The sequence below is a fragment of the Sphingomonas sp. J344 genome (assembly GCF_024700005.1).
In the GTDB taxonomy this organism is placed as follows: domain Bacteria; phylum Pseudomonadota; class Alphaproteobacteria; order Sphingomonadales; family Sphingomonadaceae; genus Sphingomonas.
Window position 1 is genome coordinate 398,097 of the sequence record NZ_JAJONB010000001.1, and the last position, 17,461, is coordinate 415,557.

Consider the following 17,461-nt stretch of genomic DNA (forward strand, 5'->3'; position numbering starts at 1 on the left):
CGGTCCTTTCTATTTCTTGGCGACCACCGTGTAGCTTGCCGGGAGGTAGAGGAACACCTCGGTCAGGCTGGCCCGTGACCATTCCACCGGGCGGTCGAGACCGCGAACCTCGACGCCGTAATCCGGACCGAAGCGCGCTGCGGTGGTGGCGGCGTCGGCGGCGATCATTTCGATGATCTTGGTGCGATATTGATCGGGGTTGAGCACCGACAGCGTCATGTCGCCGCTCTTCTCGATCTGCGCGCGGCCGGTGGGCGGCACCGCCTTGATGAACTTGGCGATGCGGTCGAGCGCGGCGCGCGCGTCCATGCCGGGCTCCAGCTTGACCTTGATGATGAAGCTGGTCCGTTCCGAATCCGGGCGACCGTCGCGCACAAGAGTGAGGTTACCGTAGTTTTCGAGCGTCAGCGCCTCGACCACATAGTCGCCGGTCGCCAGCTCGACGCCGTGCCTGCCCGCCTGCTCGATCGCGCTGCGGACCATCGCATAGATTTCCTTGCGGCGCGTCGCCTCGTCGCGCGTGTCGCCGGTAATCGACACCCGCTGCACCGCGAAGTCGGCGGTGCGCCGCATCGTGATGATCGGGATCGACGTGCCCTGAAACCCGTCGCGATTGCTCGCCGAGCGGGTTGCGGTGACCACCACTTCCTGCGCGGGAGCGGGAAGGATGCACGCCACCATCAATGTAGCCGCCGTCAGTGCCCGAATGATCCGCATCGTTGCGCTCCTACTTGGTGTCGGGCGCAGGGTCGGCCTTCGGACGGCGTCGGTCAATCGCCTGTCAGAGCGCGTCAGAAATCGCCGTCTGCGCCTTCGACCGCGTAATCGTCGACCCGGGCAGGCATCCGGAATGTGACCTTGAGCACACAGCCTTGTGCTCCGCCCGATGGCGCATTGGCGCGGGCCGTAGCGAGCGACTGACGCGCCTGCGCCCCGAACGCCTCGGCGGGCTCGCTGGCGAGGACCTTGATCTGGCCAGGCTCGCCCCAGGGCGCGAGATCGAAGCTGAGCATCGCCCACCCCTCGATCGCGCGTCGCCGGAAACCATCGGGATAGTTCAACGCGATGGGGCGCGTCCATGTCAGCTTGTCCGGACAAGTCGAGTCCTGTGGCCGAAACGCCGACCTGTCGGGGGCGGGCGGCGCCGGGATCGGGTCGCCGGGCCCGAGCAGCACAGGCACGGTGCAGCGCGTGCGGGGCGCGTTACCGGCAAAGCGCGAACGCCCGGCGGCATCGACAGCAGCGCGATCGAGCCCCGCATTTCCACTGCTTGTCGCAATCGCAACATGGGCCGGCACCCCCGCCGGATCGATGTCGAATTCGACGATGCTGTAGGCCGGTGCGCCCGGCTCGCGGGCGATGCGCGACTTGTCGGGATAGGCACGCAGCAGCACCTGAGGCGGACGCTGACCGCCGCAATCGATCTTGCGCAGGCGCGTCGCCAATGCGGCCTGGTCGCCCATGACAGGCCGACGGAGCGCGATGACGCGGAACAGGTCGGACTTTTCCGCCTCGTCCACCGGCTTTATCCGGGGCGTGAAGACGATACTGCACGACGTTCCCGGGCGTCCCCCGGCAAAGCGCCACAGGCTGAGCGCGGGGGCGAGATCGGCGGTCGGCGTGAAACCAAAGGGCGGAGCGCTATCCTCGACCCGCTGGGTGATTCCCGCAGGTCGTCCGTCCCGATCGAGCGCAAAGGTCATCCGCACCGCGCGCGGAGGCGCGGCACCAAGCCGCGCGACCTCCGTAAACGGCTGAACCGCTCTCAGCACAGCGACCGAGCGCCCGTCGCAGTGCGCCTCGCCGGCGTCGAAATCGACCAGATGGGGCCGGTACGCCCGCGCCGACGACGGAGCCTGAAGCGTGGCGGTTTGTGCGACGGCGACGAGAAGGGTGAGCATCTGCGGATGCTCCCGCTTTTCCGTTACCGGATCAAGACATTACACCGCCGTCTTGCCATATTCCTGCCGCGTCACCGGATGGCTGGACGACAGGCCGCCGTCCACCGCCAGCGCCTGTCCGTTGACATAGCTGGCATCGTCCGACGCAAGGAACAGCGCCGCGCGCGCCAGTTCCTCGGGCTGGGCGCCGCGGCGGAGCGGATTCAACCGGCCGACGCGATCCATCTTCCCCGCCTCGCGCGCATAGTCGAAGGTCGGCTTGGTCATGCCGGTCTCGGTAAGGCCGGGGCACAGCGCGTTGACGCGGACATTGGAGCCGGACAGCTGCTGCGCGGCGACTGCGGCGAGGTTGATGACCCCCGCCTTGGACGCCGAATAAGCCGGACTGCCCGCGCCCGAACGGATGCCGGCGACGCTGGCGGTGAGGACGATCGCGCCCTTCCCGCGCTCCGCAATCGTCGGCGCGCCATGCTTGATCGCGAGCAGCGGCCCGATCAGGTTCACGCGCAGCACTTCCGCCATCAGCTCGGGCGTGGTGTCGAACAAATTGGCCATCCCGCCCGAAATCCCGGCATTGGCGAAGAGCACGTCGAGCCCGCCGAATTCGGCGACGGCGAGATCGACCGTGGCGATCACGTCCGGCTCACTGCCCGCATCCATGCGGATTGCCTGGGCCGTGCCGCCCGCCGCGGCGATCAGCGCGACGGTCTCGTCCGCGCCCTCGCTCTTGTCGGCGACGATCACCCGTCCCCCTTCGGCGGCGAACAGGATTGCGGCGGCGCGGCCGATACCGCTGCCTGCGCCGGTGACGATAACCGATTTGTCGGTGAAGCGTGCCATCAGATCGTCACCCCGCCATCGATCACCAAAGCCTGCCCGGTGGTGTAGCGCCCCGCCGCCGAGGCGAGGAACACGACGCCCCCCGCAATATCCTCCGGCTCGCCCAGACGACGCAGCGGGGTCTGCTTGTTCACCCGCGCCTCGGCTGCGGGGTCTTCCCACAGCGCGCGGGCGAAGTCGGTCTTGATCAGCCCCGGCGCGATGCAGTTCACGCGGACATTGTCGGGACCATATTCGACCGCATAGTTGCGCGCGAGCTGGAAGTCCGCCGCCTTGGACACGTTGTACGCCCCGATCACCGGCGACCCGCGCAGTCCCCCGATCGAGGAGATGATGACGATCGCCCCGTCCTTGCGCTCGCGCATCTCGGGCGCGACCATCTGGATCAGCCAGTGGTTCGACAGGACGTTGTTGTCGAGGATCTTGCGGAACTGCTCGTCCGCAATGCCCGCCAGCGGCCCGTAATAGGGGTTGGACGCAGCGTTGCAGACCAGGATGTCGATCCGCCCGAACACGCGGCGCGTCTCGTCCACCAGATGCTGGAGCGCGTCCTTGTGCGAGATGCTCGCGGCAATGGCGATCGCGGTGCCGTCGCCATGCTTCGCATTGATCGCGGCGGCAACCTCGTCGCACGCATCCTGGTTGCGGCTGGAGATCACCACCTTAGCGCCCTGATCGGCGAGCGCTTCGGCCGAGGCTTTGCCGATCCCGCGCGAGGATCCGGTGACGATGGCGACCTTACCGGTCAGGTCGAACAGGCTCATCTAAAACTCCCCTCCCGCTTGCGGGAGGGGCCGGGGAGGGGGGGCCTGTCCGCACACGTTGTATCTGACTGAGAGGGACAGGCCCTCCCCTAACCCCTCCCGCAAGCGGGAGGGGGGACTTACGCCCCCGCCTTCCGCGCAAATTCCCAAGCACTCGCCGCCAGCCCCGGCACCCGCGCCGCTGTCTCCTCGGCATGCGCATTGCTGGCATTGCCGTCGAGCAGGCGGCGCTTGATCCCCTGGACGATGCTCATCAGCCGGAACTGGCCGAACGCGAAATACCAGTTGAGGTCGGGAATGCCGTCGCGCCCGGTCGCGGCGCAATAACGCTCAACCATCGCCTCGACGGTCGGGATGCCCGTCTCCGCCCCGGTAATCCCGCCAATGCCCGACGCGCCATTGGCCGGGATCATCCAGTTCATCAGCAGATAGCTGAAATCCGCCATCGGATCGCCCAGCGTCGACAGCTCCCAGTCGAGCACCGCCTTCACGCGCGGCGCGTCGGCGTCGAAAATCATATTGTCGATGCGATAATCGCCATGGACGATGCTGGTGCGCGTCTGCGGCGGCAATGTGCGCGGCAGCCACTCGATCAGCTTTTCGACATCCTCCAGATCGTCGGTCTGGGCCAACCGATACTGCTTGGTCCAGCGCCCGACCTGCCGCTCGAAATAGCTGCCCGGCTTGCCGTAATCGCCCAGCCCCGCCGCCGCGTAATCGGTCTCATGCAGCTGCGCCAACCGGTCGCAGATTTCGTAATAGATCGCGGTGCGCTGCGCCGGCGTTTTGTCGGGCAGCGACCCGTCCCAATAGGTCGCCCCCGCGACCAGCTCCATGATGTAGAAGGCCGATCCGACGACCCCATCGTCCTCGCATAGCCCATAGGGCTTCGCGACCGGGAAGCCGGTCGGATGCAGCCCGGCGATCAGCCGATATTCGCGATCCACCGCATGGGCCGAGGGCAGCAGCGGCCCGAACGGCTTGCGCCGCAGGACATAGGCGCCGCTCGCCGCGTCGATGCGGTACGTCGGGTTGCTCTGCCCGCCGGGGAATTTGGCGTAGCTCAGCGGCCCCTCGAAACCCGCGACATTGGCCTCCATCCATGCGGTCAGGCGCGCGGTGTCGAGATCGTCGACCTGCTCCATCGGCTGCCCGCCGCGATGTCCCGCCGGCGGGGTCATGCGAACTCGATCACGGAGCGCACCGCGTCGCCCGTGCGGAGGTTGTCGAAGGCGTGGTTGATGTCCTCCAGCCGGATCCGCTCGGCCACCATCGTGTCGAGGTCGAGCACGCCGTCGAGATACATCTGGACAAGGCGCGGGAGGTCGATCGGGAATTGCATCGACCCGGCAAGCGACCCCTGCAGCTTCTTGCCCGACAGGAAGGTCGGGCCGGGAATGCTGACCGACTGGCCCGGCGCGATCATGCCCAGGATCGTCGCGGTCCCGCCACGGCGCAGCACGTGCCACGCCGTCTCCGCCGTCTGCGGCCGCCCGACCGCCTCGATCGCATAGTTCACGCCGCCATCGGTGAGCTTCAGCACCTGCTTGACCAGATCGGGCGCCATCGCATCGAGATCGTGCGTCGCACCCATCTTCCGCGCCAGCGCGCGCTTCTCCGGCACCGGGTCGATCGCGATGATCTTGCCCGCGCCCGCGATCTTGGCGGCGTTGATCGCCGACAGGCCGATCCCGCCGCACCCGATCACTGCGACCGTCTCGCCCGGCGTCACCTTGCTGTCGCGGAAGATCGACCCCGCCCCGGTCAGCACCGCGCAGCCAAGCAACGCCGCACGGTCGAGCGGCATATCCTTGCTGATCGCGACACAGGCATTTTCATGGATCAGCATCTGTTCGGCAAACGCCGACAGGTTGAGGAAATGATTGACCGGCGTGCCATCGGCGAGCGTCAGCTTGGGGCTGGCATCGGCCGGGCGGCGCGTCGAATTGTCGAGACACAGCGACGGACGGCCCGAGATGCAGAACTCGCACGACCCGCAGAACACGGTGAAGAAGGTGATGACATGGTCGCCGGGCTTCAGCCGCGTGACCTCGCTCCCCACCGCCTCGACCACGCCCGCCGCCTCATGCCCCGGCACGGTCGGCATCGCGTGTGGATAGGCGCCGTCGACGAAATGCAGATCCGACCGGCACACGCCGCACGCCGCCGTACGCACCAGCACCTCGCGCGGGCCGGGCTTGTCGATGCGGATGTCGTGGATTTCGAGCGGCTTGCCGGCCTCGAACAGGACTGCTGCTTTCACCTGATCTCCCCAAAAACCTCAATCGTCACCCCCGCGAAAGCGGGGGCCCATCTCCTGCGCTATCCAAACACCTCACCGGGCGCAGCTGCCGCACGTCCGGGAGATGGGCCCCCGCGTTCGCGGGGGTGACGGCAAAGGCTTACCGCGTCACCGCCATATCGCCGCTGCTCGGCCGATCCGCCTTGAACTCACCATACTTGCCAAACTCCGACCGCGCGATCGCCCGGTTGTGGACCTCGTCCGGCCCATCGGCAAAGCGCAGCGTGCGCATGCTCGCCCATGCACTCGCCAGCGGCGTATCGCCCGATACGCCTGCGCCGCCGAACGCCTGAATCGCGTCGTCGAGGATCTGCAGCGTCATGCGCGGACCCATCGCCTTGATCATCGCGATCTCGCCCTGCGCCGACTTGTTGCCGGCCTTGTCCATCATGTCCGCCGCCTTGAGGCACAGCAGGCGCATCATTTCGAGGTTCGACCGCGCTTCGGCCACGCGCTGTTCCCAGATCGAATGATCCGCGATGCGCTTGCCGAACGCGACACGGCTCAGCAGGCGCTTGCACATCAGCTCCAGCGCCATTTCGGCAACGCCGATCGATCGCATGCAGTGATGGATGCGGCCCGGCCCGAGCCGGCCCTGCGCGATCTCGAACCCGCGCCCTTCGCCCAGCAGGATATTCTCGACCGGCACACGGACATTCTCCAGCACCACCTCGCCATGGCCGTGCGGCGCGTGATCATACCCGAACACCGAAAGCATCCGCTCGATCCGCACGCCCGGCGTGTCCATCGGCACCAGAATCTGGCTCTGCTGCGCGTGGCGCGAGGCGTCGGGGTTGGTCTTGCCCATCACGATCGCGACCGCACAGCGCGGATCGCCCACGCCCGACGACCACCATTTCCGCCCGTTGATGACATAATGATCGCCATCGCGGACCATCGAGGTCTGGATATTGGTCGCATCCGACGAGGCGACATCGGGCTCGGTCATCAGGAATGCCGAGCGGATCTCGCCATTCATCAGCGGCTTGAGCCAGCGCTCCTTGTGTTCCCGCGTGCCGTAGCGGTGGAGCACCTCCATATTGCCGGTATCGGGGGCCGAGCAGTTGAACACCTCGCTCGCCCATCCGGCGCGGCCCATTTCCTCGGCGCACAGCGCGTATTCGAGGTTGGTGAGCTGCGTCCCCTCAAATTCGAACGTGTCGTCGACATGGGTCTGGCCCGAATGCGGCGGCATGAAGAAATTCCACAGTCCCTGCGCCCGCGCGACCGGCTTCAACTCCTCGATCACCGGCAGCACCTTCCAGCGCTCGCCGGTATAGACCTGTTCGCGATACTCCTTCTGGCGCGGGGCGATATGCTGGTCGATGAACCCGCGCACGCGATCGCGGAAATAGGTCTCGCGCTCGGTCAGCGTGAAGTCCATCGGCTCTCTCCTTGTCCAATCCGTTTCGAGTCGATTAGGCCATACCCGATATTCGGTAAAGTGGGCAGCGCAGCATTTTTCGGCTACGGTTCCCTGTAGATCGCATTGCTACGCTTTAGGACTGTTCGTTCGAATCAAATTTGCTAATCTAAACGGATGAACGCCGAAGACGCAGTGCCCGAAGAGGCACGGGGGAAACAAAACGGTTCCGTGCCAAGCGCGACGCGATCCTCGCGGCGGCGGCGGACGTGATCAACGATCAGAGCGCGAAGGGCATGACCTTCGCCGATGTCGCGCAGCGCGTCGGCCTCAACACCACCAGTGTTACCTACTATTTCAAGCGCAAGGAAGACCTTGCCGCCGCAGCATTCGAGGTCACGCTCGACCGGCTCGACGCGATGCTCGACGAAGCGCATCGCGAGGCAACCCCCGAGGCCCGCGTCGCCCGTTACCTGGCGATCAACATGGAACGGCTGGCACGGATCGCGACCGGCGAGGAAAAGGCGTTCGCCATCCTGTCCGACCTGCGCGCGATGGAGGGCGAGGTAAAGGCCGCCTTGCTCAAGCGCTGGCAGCAGATTTTCCGCAAGACCCGCGCGCTGTGGGGCGAAGGCGGCACCCGCGCGGAGACCGACCTGCGCGGCGGACGCGCGCATGTGCTGCTCGAAAACACCTTCTGGCTCCCCGCCTGGATCACGCGGTACGAGGTCGACGAATATCCGCGCGTCGAGAGCCGCCTGATGGACGTGTTCCGTCACGGCATCGCCACCCCGGGCGATGTGTGGAAGCCCGAGATGCTCGACCTCACGCATGACGAGGCCGAGCCGGGCCGCGAGGCATTCCTGCTGGCGGCGACGCGGTTGATCAACGAACTCGGCTATCGCGGCGCATCGGTGCAGAAGATCGCGAGCGAGCTCAACGTCACCAAGGGCAGTTTTTACCACCATCTCGACGCCAAGGACGAGCTGGTGATCGAATGCTACAAGCGCAGCTTCGACCTGATCGCCGACGCGCAACGGCTGGCCGAGGAAGGTCCCGGCGACCATTGGCGCAAGTTGACCAGCATCATCGGGACTTTGCTCGACGTGCAGTTTTCCGAACGCGGGCCGCTGCTGCGCACCACCGCGCTGTCGGGCCTGCCGCCGCGCGTGCGCACCGCGTTGATCGACCGTTCGAACCGTATCGCGCGCCGTTACGCGGGCATGCTCTCCGACGGCATCGCCGAGGGTTCGATCCGCGCGATCGACCCGCTGGTCGCCAGCCAGACGATGATGGCGCTGCAGAATGCCGCGTTCGACATGCGCAAATGGGCCAGCACCATGCCGCGTGATCGGGCGGTAGCGTTCTACGCCTCGACAATCGTGTTCGGGCTGTTCGACGATCGCGTGCTGGAGTTTTAACCCGGCGGGAGCGCTGCTCAGACGGCCGCTTCGCGCCGCTTAAGCCACACTCCCGCGCGCCAATAGTGGAAGATCGCCCAAGGAGTGATCGCCGCGAAGATCAACATCGCATAGCGCAGCGAATCCTCGCCATAGGTCGGGTTGAGCGCATCGCTGAGCCGCCCCACCGCCACCGGACCGATACCAAGGCCAATCATGTTGATGACCAGCAATGTGATCGCCGCCCAGAGCGCACGTACCTTCTGCGGAGCGAGGCTCTGGATCATCGCGAAGCTGGGTCCGAGATATGAGTTCTGGAACAGCAGTGCGACGACATAGGCGCTAAGGGCCAGCTGCCAGCTGTCCAGCCAGTAGAACATCAGTGCGAAGGGCAGCGCGATCACCTTGAGCAGCGCGACCATATAGCTTTGCGCGTGCATTCCGCGAGTCTTGGCTAGCCAGTCGGCCAACCTGCCGCCGAGCACCGCAGACAGCGCGCCGACCACGCCCAGGATGGGCGCCACGATCCACGCGATCTGAAGCAGGTTCATGTCGAGCGAACGCTGCATGTAGCTCGGCCCGAATGCCGCCAGTCCATATCCGATCATGGAGGTGAGCGTGACACCGAGCACGACATGGACCGCGGCCTTGTTGCGCCACATCCCCGCAAATGCCTCGCCCAGCGACGGCATTGCTTCGCCTTCGGCGACCTTGACCGCGTCGGACAGGCCACGGCGCGGCTCGACCACGAGCTTCCATACGAAAAAGGCGAGCAGCACGCCGGGCAGGCCGACCGCGAACAGGGCGACGCGCCAGCCATAATAATGCGCGACCGTCCCGCCGATCATCGTTCCAAAGGCCGTGCCCAGCACGACGCCCAGCGAATAGATCGCCATCGCCCCCGCGCGCTTTTCCGGCGGGTAGAGGTCGGCGATGATCGAGTGGCTCGGCGGGCTCGACCCCGCCTCGCCAATGCCGACACCGATGCGGAACAACAGCAGCTGGACGAAGTTCTGCGCCAGCCCGCACGCTGCGGTAAAAGCGCTCCACACCGTCAGGCTGATCGCGATGATGTTGCGCCGGTTCATGCGGTCGGCCAGCCGCGCGACCGGGATGCCAAGCCCGGCATAGAAGACCGCAAAGGCAAGGCCCGTCAGCATCCCCAGCTGGGTGTCGCTGAGCCCCAGATCCTTCTTGATCAGCTCTTGCAGGATCGCGAGGATCTGCCGATCCATATAGCTGAAGAAATAGGTCACCGTCAGCAATGCGAGCGTCAGCCCGCGTCGCCGGATCGCGCGGTCGTCGGCCCCCTCGGGAACAGGGTCGGCCGGTGCGGAAATCATCGCCATGTCAACCTGCTCCTTCATACGCATCGAGTATACCCGTCAGACAAAAATCGAGGCTCCGCCGCGTTCCCCGCGCGACGGAGCCCCGAAAAGGTACCGGCTTCAGAACTTGGCGGAAACGCCAACCTTGAAGTTGCGGCCCAGAGGATTCCCGACAAAAGGTTCGTAGTTATAGTCTTCGCGGGCGAAGGGCGGATCCTGATCGAACAGGTTGTAGACGCTACCCGACAGGGTCACGCTGTCGGTAATCGCGAACTGGATGGTGAAGTCCACCGTGGTGAAGCTGTCGATGAACGCCCCCTGGGTCACCCGTGCGCCGCCCAGCGCCGGGTTGGGGCCGAACACGCCCGCCGTGGTCGTGTCGGCGCGCTGATCGTACAGCCCATCGATATAGGTGGCCGTCAGGCGCGCATCGATCGGACCCGCGCCAAATTCCAGGAAGCCCTGCCCCTTCCACTCGGGAACCGGATAGAGCGTCGTCTGGTAGTTGAGCAGCCCGACGCCGTCATAGCCCCCCTGCACCAGCGCGCCCGCGACGAAGATGTCGCTGATCCGGTTCTGAAGCGTGTAGGTGACGTTGCCGCCGATCGCGAACCGCGTGCCGCTGCCCAGCATGTCGGTTCCCCGATAGCTGGCCATCACGTCGATGCCCTCATTGGTGATCGACGCGCCATTCTGGGTCTCGGTCCGCACGCGCGAGATGGCGGTGCGCGCCGTCGTGGCGGTGCAGGGTCCGGTCGAGAAGGTGAAACGCGCCGCCAGCGCCGCATTGGTGGCGCAGGTATTGCCACCGGTGCTGGGGAACAGGGTGTTGACCATCGAGATCAGCGGGTCGGAGACGATCGCATCCTCGATGTCATAGCGGTAATAATCGATGCTCGCGCTGAACCCGCCGGCGCTGAGCAGCACGCCCGCGCCGTAATTCTTCGAGCTTTCGGGCACCAGGTTCGGATTGCCGAACACGTCGATCGGACGGAAGGTCGTGTCGATGATCTGGAGTGCGGTGATCGATCCGGGTGCCAGCTGGTTGAGCGTTGGGGCGCGGAAGGTGGTACCGAAGCCGCCGCGAACCGCGAGCCAGTCGGTGACCTGCCAGCGCGCGCGAATCTGGGGATCGAAGGTCGATCCGGTGGCCCCGCCATAGTCCTCGAACCGCGCGGCGAGCTGAAGGTTGAGCGTGTCGAGGATCGGCAGCTGAGCCTCTGCGAACAACGCCCAGACATCGCCCTGAAGGTCATAGTCGAGGTTGGTGCCAAGGAAGCCGAGCGCACCCGCAGCAGCGCGTCCCCCCGAACAGGCGGCAGCATTGGTATTGCCGTTCAACGGCGTCTCCCGGCACGGATTTTGCGCCAGGTTGTTGTTCGCGCCGTAGCGACCGGTGATCGAGGTATCGCGATATTGCGCGCCGACGCCGAACTGCACCTCGCCGCCCGGCAGGTTGAACCCGGTGCCACCGCTGAGCGATCCTTCGAAAACCAGCAGGTCGGTGGTCACTGCGCTGTGCGATTTGACAAAGAACCAGTCGGTCAGCTCGGCGCTGTTCGTCGGGCCATTGGCGCCCGGGTTGGTCTGGCCGGTTGCCGGGTTGACCGATACCGCGTTGCCGAACGGATTGAGCCACAGACAGCCATTGGCACCCGGCGTCGTGCCGGTGCAGCTCGCCCCGCCAAAGCCGAGGAGCGCGCGCTGGACGCGGTCACCGAATGAGTCGTATCCGTCGATATAGCGATAGTAATTATGGTAGGTCGCGTTGAGGTTGTAGTTCAGCCCGTCGGCGACCTCGCCGCGAAGCTCGGCGGTGAAGCGGGTCGATTCGCCCTTGCGCAGTCCGGTGGCCGACCCCGGCGCGAATTCATTGTCGAGCGTGGAGGGATTGCCGCCCAGCAGATGCGGACGGAACAGCAATGTCGGGAACAGCACGCCCGCACCCGCCGGCGTCGTATTGGCCGCGCGATAGGCGACCAGGCCGGGATTGGCACTGGGCACGAAGAACCCGCTGTTCAGCAACGCCGCGAAGGGCGCAAACGGCGTCCCGGCAATCGCGACGCCCGAGGGCGGCTGGGTCAGCAAATAGGAAGGCGAGCTGAGATAGTTCGGGACGGTGGTCCGACCGTACAGCGCGGTCATCTGGAACGTCGTATTCTCACCCACATCCCATTCGAAATCGATGAACGCCTGCCCGCGCATCTCCTTTTCGACCAGATTGTCAAAGGTCGAATATTGATTGTAGCAGCGCGCATCCGCGCCCACATAGCCGCCGAGCGGGGCGCACGCGGTGTCCGCCACGATGCCGGTGACCGGGGATCCGGTCGCGCCCAGGAACAGGAAGTTCGCGGGGTTGCCGCCGCCGGTCCAGCCGCCTTGGGGATTTTCGGGATAGGGCCGGACCGCCCAGTCGCGGTCCTTGGCCATCAGCTGGCCGCGCTGCTGGTATCCGCCCGCGACCAGCAGGCGGAAATTGTCGCCGACATGGCCAAAGCTGAGCGAGACGTCGAAATCGCCGTCCGACCCCTCGATAAAGCGGTAGCTGCCCGAACCCTGGAACCCGCGCTGATTAGTGCGGGTGATGAAGTTCACCACGCCCGCAATCGCTTCGGAACCGTAGGTTGCGGCGGCACCGTCCTTCAGCACCTCGACTCGGCCGATCGCGGCCTGGGGAAGGAGGTTGATGTCGACCGAGGGCACGCCGTTGCCCGACGTGGCGAGACGCTTGGAATTGAGCAGCACCAGTGTGCGCTGCGGGCTGAGACCGCGAAGGTTCACGGTGGCGATGCCTTCCGCCCCCTGCGATCGGCTGTCGAACTGGTTGGCGTCGCCCAGCGACGCGCTCGAGCTCGGCAATGCCTTGACCAGATCGAGTACGGTCGGATTGCCCTGCTTGGCGAGTTCCTCGGCACCGATCACGTCGACCGGCAGCGCCGCGTCTTCCGGCGTGCCGGCGATGATCGATCCGGTGATGACGATTTCGGTTTCGCCATCGCTGTCCTGCGCAAAGGCGGGCGCCGCGCCGCCGAGGACGAGCGCCGAAACCCCGCACGCCGCCAAAAGCTGCTTCTTCATAAGATCCCACTCCCGTTCGGCCGGAACGCTGTTCGGCTCCATACCGTAAACTCGAATAGATCGACTCTCTAGAGATCGGTCAAGAGTGGAAAACCGTTGCGAAACGCCACTTATCCGTAGCTGTTACATGGAGGACACGGTTCGAATCGGTACCGTGGAAATATCTGCGAGTATGCTGAACCGATCTTCTAAAGACAAAAATTCATGCCGCAGATGCGAAAAGGGGCGCTTCCGCCTGTCGCGGAAGCGCCCCTTTCAATTTCAGCCGCTTGACGGATCAGAACCCGCTGAGCCGCGCGAAGCGCTCGCGATGCCAGGCAGTGTTGCCCCACATCTGCTCCAGCACGCGCATCCGCTTGAGGTAAAAGCCGGCGTCATATTCATCGGTCATGCCGATACCGCCATGCAGCTGGATCAGTTCGCGGCTCATCAGATGCCCGACCTCGTTCGCCTTGGCTTTGGCGAGCGATGCCGCCTGGCGGGTATCCCCGCCGCGGTCGATCGCCGCCAGCCCGGCCTCGACCGCCGAGCGCATCAGCTCGATATCGCTGAACAGGTTCGCCATGCGGTGCTGGAGCGCCTGGAAGGTGGCGAGGATCTGTCCGAACTGAACGCGCTGCTTCAGATAGGCGAGCGTGGTGTCGAACGCCTGTCCCGCCATGCCCAGCATCTCGGCCGCGGCGAGCACGGCAGCGCGATCGAGCACCGCGTCGAGCAGCGTATCACCCCCGCCCGCGAGCTTGTCGGCGGGCGCGCCATCGAAACTCACCTGCGCATGGCTACGGAAATCGACGAGGTGGCGGCGATCGACGGTCACGCCCTCCCCCGCCTCGACCAGATACAGGCCATCGGTCGCGGCAACCACCAACAGCCCGGCGCTGTCGCCCTCGGCGACGAACGCCTTGGTGCCGGTCAGCTTGCCGTCCGAAACGCTGGCGGTGATCGCGGAGGGATCGTGGCGCGGCCCTTCATCGACCGCGAGCGTCGCAATCAGTTCGCCGCTGGCGATGCGCGGCAGATACTTGTCCTTCTGCGCGTCGCTCCCGCCGAGCAGGATCGCCGATGCGGCTGCGGCGCTGGCCGCGATCGGACTGGCGGACAGCGTCTTGCCCAGCTCCTCGATCACCAGTCCCAGGCTCAGCCACCCGAAATCGCTGCCGCCCTGTGCCTCGGGGATAATCACCCCGGTCCAGCCCATTTCGGCCATCGTCGCATAGGCGGCGGGGTCGTAACCCGTCGCGCTGTTCGCATCGCGGATCTTGCGCCACGCGGTCACCGGGCTCTCATTGCTCGCCCAGTCGCGCGCCATGTCGCGCAGCATCGTCTGTTCTTCGGTCAGAACGGCCATTGTTCAGTTCCTTACGTCCGTCCCATCTAGGCCGTCATCCCAGCGAAAGCTGGGATCTCGCGCGGCGAGGGAAACCCGTGTGGTGAAAGACCCCAGCTTTCGCTGGGGTGACGGTCAGCTATTGGTGGTCCAGCATCCCCAGGATGCGCTTGGCGATCACGTTGTTCTGGATTTCGGTCGATCCGCCATAAATGGTCGTCGCCTTGCCGAAGAGCCACGCACGCACGCCGTGAATCTGCGCCTCGGTAAAGCCCTCGCCTTCCCAGCCGAGACCTTCCATCCCCTGAATCTCGATCATCAGTTCGGCGCGTTCCTGGCCCAGCTTGGTGCCCACGGTCTTGAGGATCGACGAGACTTCGGACACGCCGCCCACCGCCTTGCTCTCCGCCTGCACGCGCATCGCGGTCAGCAGGAAGGCGCGCCAGTCCATCTCGAACTTGGCGATGCGCGCGCGCAGATCGGGGTCGGCGATCCGCCCCTCGGCATCGACGCCGCGATATTTCTTCGCCATATCGGCGAGCGAAGGCCCGCTCATGCGGAAGGCGGAACCGCCGCCCGACAGGTTGGTGCGCTCATGCTGGAGCAGTCGCTTGCCGATGGTCCAGCCCTGCCCCTCCGCGCCGACGCGGTTTTCCTTGGGCACCTTCACATTGGTGAAGAAGGTCTCGCAGAAGGGCGACATGCCGCTGATCATCTGGATCGGCTTCACCTCGACCCCGGGCGAATCCATGTCGATCAGCAGGAAGGTAATACCGCCCTGTTTCTGGGTCTTGTCGGTGCGCACGATGGCGAAGCATTTGTGCGCCCATTGCCCGCCGCTGGTCCAGGTCTTCTGGCCGTTGACCAGATAATGGTCGCCCTTGTCCTCGGCAAAGGTCTGCAGGTTGGCGAGATCGGACCCGGCGTTCGGCTCCGAATAGCCCTGGCACCAGCGCACCTCGCCGCGCGCGATTGCCGGGATATGCTCGCGCTTCTGCGCCTCGTTGCCATATTCCAGCAGCGTCGGGCCGAACATCATCACGCCCATGCCGCCGATCGGATTCCACGCCCCGGCCCGCGCCATCTCCTCCTGCAGCACCTTGGCCTGTGCGCGGCTCAGCCCGCCGCCGCCATATTCGGCGGGCCAGGTCGGGACGCCCCAGCCCTTCTCGCCCATCGCCTTGCGCCAGGCAGCCTGTTCGGGGGTCTCCTGCGTCGGCCCCTCGACCGCCGACATCGCATTGTCCTTGCCCTTGAGCGAGGCGGGGAAATTCTCCGCCAGCCAGTCGCGGACTTCGGTGCGGAAGGTGTCGAGATCGACCCTTACATCCTCCATTACAGACATCTTCTCTCCTCAAAATTCACAGCGGGCTGCGGCTCGATGGCGCATTCTCCCGCGACATGTTCGCTTGTGTTCACGTTGCGCGAATTTCCTCGACATGTTCGCTTCCGGTCGTTTGCCCGCATCGTACAAGCGACTCCCGCGACCTCCAATTTGAATTTGCGGTATGGGCCGAGTCGCGTCAATCGCCTTTTCAGCGCGCCGAACCGAGCAGCGCCGAATTGTCCATCTCCACCGCGCGCGCTTCGGCCTCGCGTGCCTTCAGCGCCGCGACATTGGCCTCGTGCTTGGCGCGGGTGATCGGGTAGAAGAGCAGGATCAGCGCGCCGAGCGTCCACAGGCCGATCGAGCACGGGATGTAGTGGATGACGAGGCTGCGGATCGCCTCCTCGCTCACCTGTCCCGGCGCGGGCTTGGCGGGGAAATCGGACCAGACCAGCAGGCGGCCGGCCAGGAAGATGCCGATCGCGGTCGAGCATTGCTGCATGAAGCTGGACGCGGCGAAGAAGGTTCCCGCCTCGTGCCGACCGGTCTTGAGCGCGCTGTCCTCCACCACGTCGGCGAGCATCGAGCTGGTGTTGATCAGCGAGATCGCGACCATCGCGCCATAGATCGCGCCGATCGCGAACAAGGTCGGCACCAGCAGCGTGTCGCCCGGCACAAAGAACCAGCCGAGATAGGACAGGACCAGCGGCGACAGGCCGATCGACACCCCGACCACGGCGAAGATCATCGAGCTCGCGCGCTTGCCGATCCACGCCGACATGACCGGCGCGAGCGGCGCGGCGATGGTCGCGGCGACCAGGCTGTCGATCGTCAGGATGGCGAGCTGGGTCGCGTTGAGCTGGAACAGATAGGTGCCGAAGAACAAGTTGGTCGCGGCATACAGCCCGATCGCGGAATATTTGAGCACGCCGAAGCCGAAGATCGCGAGGAACGCGCGGTTCCGCAGCGCCGTCCCCATCTCGCGCAGATGGCCGAGCAGAGGGGTGGGCTCGGTCCGCACCTCGGCCTGCCGCAGATAGGGGATGCGGTTGTGCGTGCCGATGCCGCAGATCAGGATCACCGCAAAGATCGTCAGCGCTCCGGCGATGGCAAAGCCGGGATAGCCCGCCGGATTGAGCTGGCCGCGCGGATATTCGGGCGTCGCGGCGAAGAAGGTCAGCAGACACAGGGTGGTGAAGCCATAGGTGCCGGCATAGCCGAACCACCAGCGCAGGCTGAACAGCCGGGTGCGCTCACGATAATCGTCGGTCAGCTCCGGCGTCATCGCGGAGATATTGATCTCGAACGCGCTGATCGCGACGCGGGTGAGCGACGCGGTGGCGAAGATCCACACGCCCATCTGGAAATCGCTCAGCCCCTGCGGCGGGAACCAGGCGAGCAGGAAGAACAGGGCCGTGGGCAGCGCCGCGCCATAGATGAAGGGGTGACGCCGACCCCAGCGGCTGCGCGTCAGGTCCGACCAGCGCCCGATCAGCGGATCGGCAACCGCATCGACCAGCAGGGTCAGCGCGACCGCAGCCGAGACGATCCCCGCCGGCACGCCGATGATCTGGCTGTAGAAGAACAGCAGATAGGTGGTGAAGGCAGCGTTCTTGATGCCATTGGCGATCGCCCCCGACCCATAGCTGACCCGCGTGCGCAGCGTGATTGGCGGGGTACCACGCACCGCATCCCCAACGACTCCATCCAGCGCCGTCGCCATCCGCATCTCTCCTGTCACCGTCTATCGCGGCCGTTTCGAAGTTGCGGTATGGATGACGCTACGTCAAGCGCTTGCGGAAAGATGTTGAACGAAGCGAACATGTCGCGG

General features: G+C 65.5%; 13 protein-coding genes. 1 reads left to right on the forward strand and 12 read right to left on the reverse strand.

What is annotated here, in order from left to right:
• Positions 1-9 precede the first annotated feature (9 nt).
• The 7 genes from LRS12_RS02015 to LRS12_RS02045 form a co-directional block, all read right to left on the reverse strand.
• Positions 10-717 (reverse strand): TonB-dependent receptor, encoded by a 708-nt coding sequence (locus LRS12_RS02015; protein ID WP_257843073.1) that lies wholly within the window; start codon positions 715-717, stop codon positions 10-12.
• 74 nt (positions 718-791) lie between these two features.
• Positions 792-1,901, reverse strand: a complete 1,110-nt coding sequence (locus tag LRS12_RS02020) for an energy transducer TonB (RefSeq protein ID WP_257843074.1) — start codon at positions 1,899-1,901, stop codon at positions 792-794.
• Between the two features lie 39 nt (positions 1,902-1,940).
• Positions 1,941-2,741 (reverse strand): SDR family NAD(P)-dependent oxidoreductase, encoded by an 801-nt coding sequence (locus tag LRS12_RS02025; RefSeq protein WP_257843075.1) that lies wholly within the window; start codon positions 2,739-2,741, stop codon positions 1,941-1,943.
• Entirely contained in the window at positions 2,741-3,505 is a 765-nt protein-coding gene (locus LRS12_RS02030) for an SDR family NAD(P)-dependent oxidoreductase (RefSeq protein ID WP_257843076.1), read from the reverse strand. Before LRS12_RS02030 ends, LRS12_RS02025 begins: the two co-directional genes overlap by 1 nt.
• A 119-nt stretch (positions 3,506-3,624) precedes the next feature.
• Complete coding sequence (locus LRS12_RS02035; protein ID WP_257843077.1) at positions 3,625-4,686, reverse strand: phosphotransferase family protein; 1,062 nt, start codon at positions 4,684-4,686, stop codon at positions 3,625-3,627.
• A complete protein-coding gene (locus tag LRS12_RS02040) occupies positions 4,683-5,768 on the reverse strand; it encodes a Zn-dependent alcohol dehydrogenase (protein ID WP_257843078.1) in 1,086 nt (361 codons plus the stop codon). Before LRS12_RS02040 ends, LRS12_RS02035 begins: the two co-directional genes overlap by 4 nt.
• 139 nt (positions 5,769-5,907) lie before the next feature.
• On the reverse strand, positions 5,908-7,191 hold the full coding sequence (locus LRS12_RS02045; protein WP_257843079.1) for an acyl-CoA dehydrogenase family protein: 1,284 nt from the start codon (positions 7,189-7,191) through the stop codon (positions 5,908-5,910).
• A 248-nt stretch (positions 7,192-7,439) separates the two neighbouring features.
• Here LRS12_RS02045 and LRS12_RS02050 point away from each other — a divergent pair, with 248 nt between their 5' ends.
• Entirely contained in the window at positions 7,440-8,591 is a 1,152-nt protein-coding gene (locus LRS12_RS02050) for a TetR/AcrR family transcriptional regulator (protein WP_374580120.1), read from the forward strand.
• 17 nt (positions 8,592-8,608) lie between these two features.
• Here the strand turns inward: LRS12_RS02050 and LRS12_RS02055 are convergent, their stop codons facing one another.
• The 5 genes from LRS12_RS02055 to LRS12_RS02075 form a co-directional block, all read right to left on the reverse strand.
• The gene (locus LRS12_RS02055; protein WP_257843080.1) at positions 8,609-9,919 is read right to left on the reverse strand and encodes an MFS transporter; all 1,311 of its coding nucleotides are present in this window, start codon (positions 9,917-9,919) and stop codon (positions 8,609-8,611) included.
• A 99-nt stretch (positions 9,920-10,018) separates the two neighbouring features.
• Positions 10,019-12,976, reverse strand: a complete 2,958-nt coding sequence (locus LRS12_RS02060) for a TonB-dependent receptor domain-containing protein (protein ID WP_257843081.1) — start codon at positions 12,974-12,976, stop codon at positions 10,019-10,021.
• Positions 12,977-13,253: 277 nt separating this feature from the next.
• A complete protein-coding gene (locus LRS12_RS02065; protein WP_257843083.1) occupies positions 13,254-14,324 on the reverse strand; it encodes an acyl-CoA dehydrogenase family protein in 1,071 nt (356 codons plus the stop codon).
• Between the two features lie 118 nt (positions 14,325-14,442).
• Positions 14,443-15,648, reverse strand: a complete 1,206-nt coding sequence (locus tag LRS12_RS02070; RefSeq protein WP_257843084.1) for an acyl-CoA dehydrogenase family protein — start codon at positions 15,646-15,648, stop codon at positions 14,443-14,445.
• Positions 15,649-15,838: 190 nt separating this feature from the next.
• A complete protein-coding gene (locus LRS12_RS02075; protein WP_257843085.1) occupies positions 15,839-17,353 on the reverse strand; it encodes an MFS transporter in 1,515 nt (504 codons plus the stop codon).
• Positions 17,354-17,461: the final 108 nt, after the last annotated feature.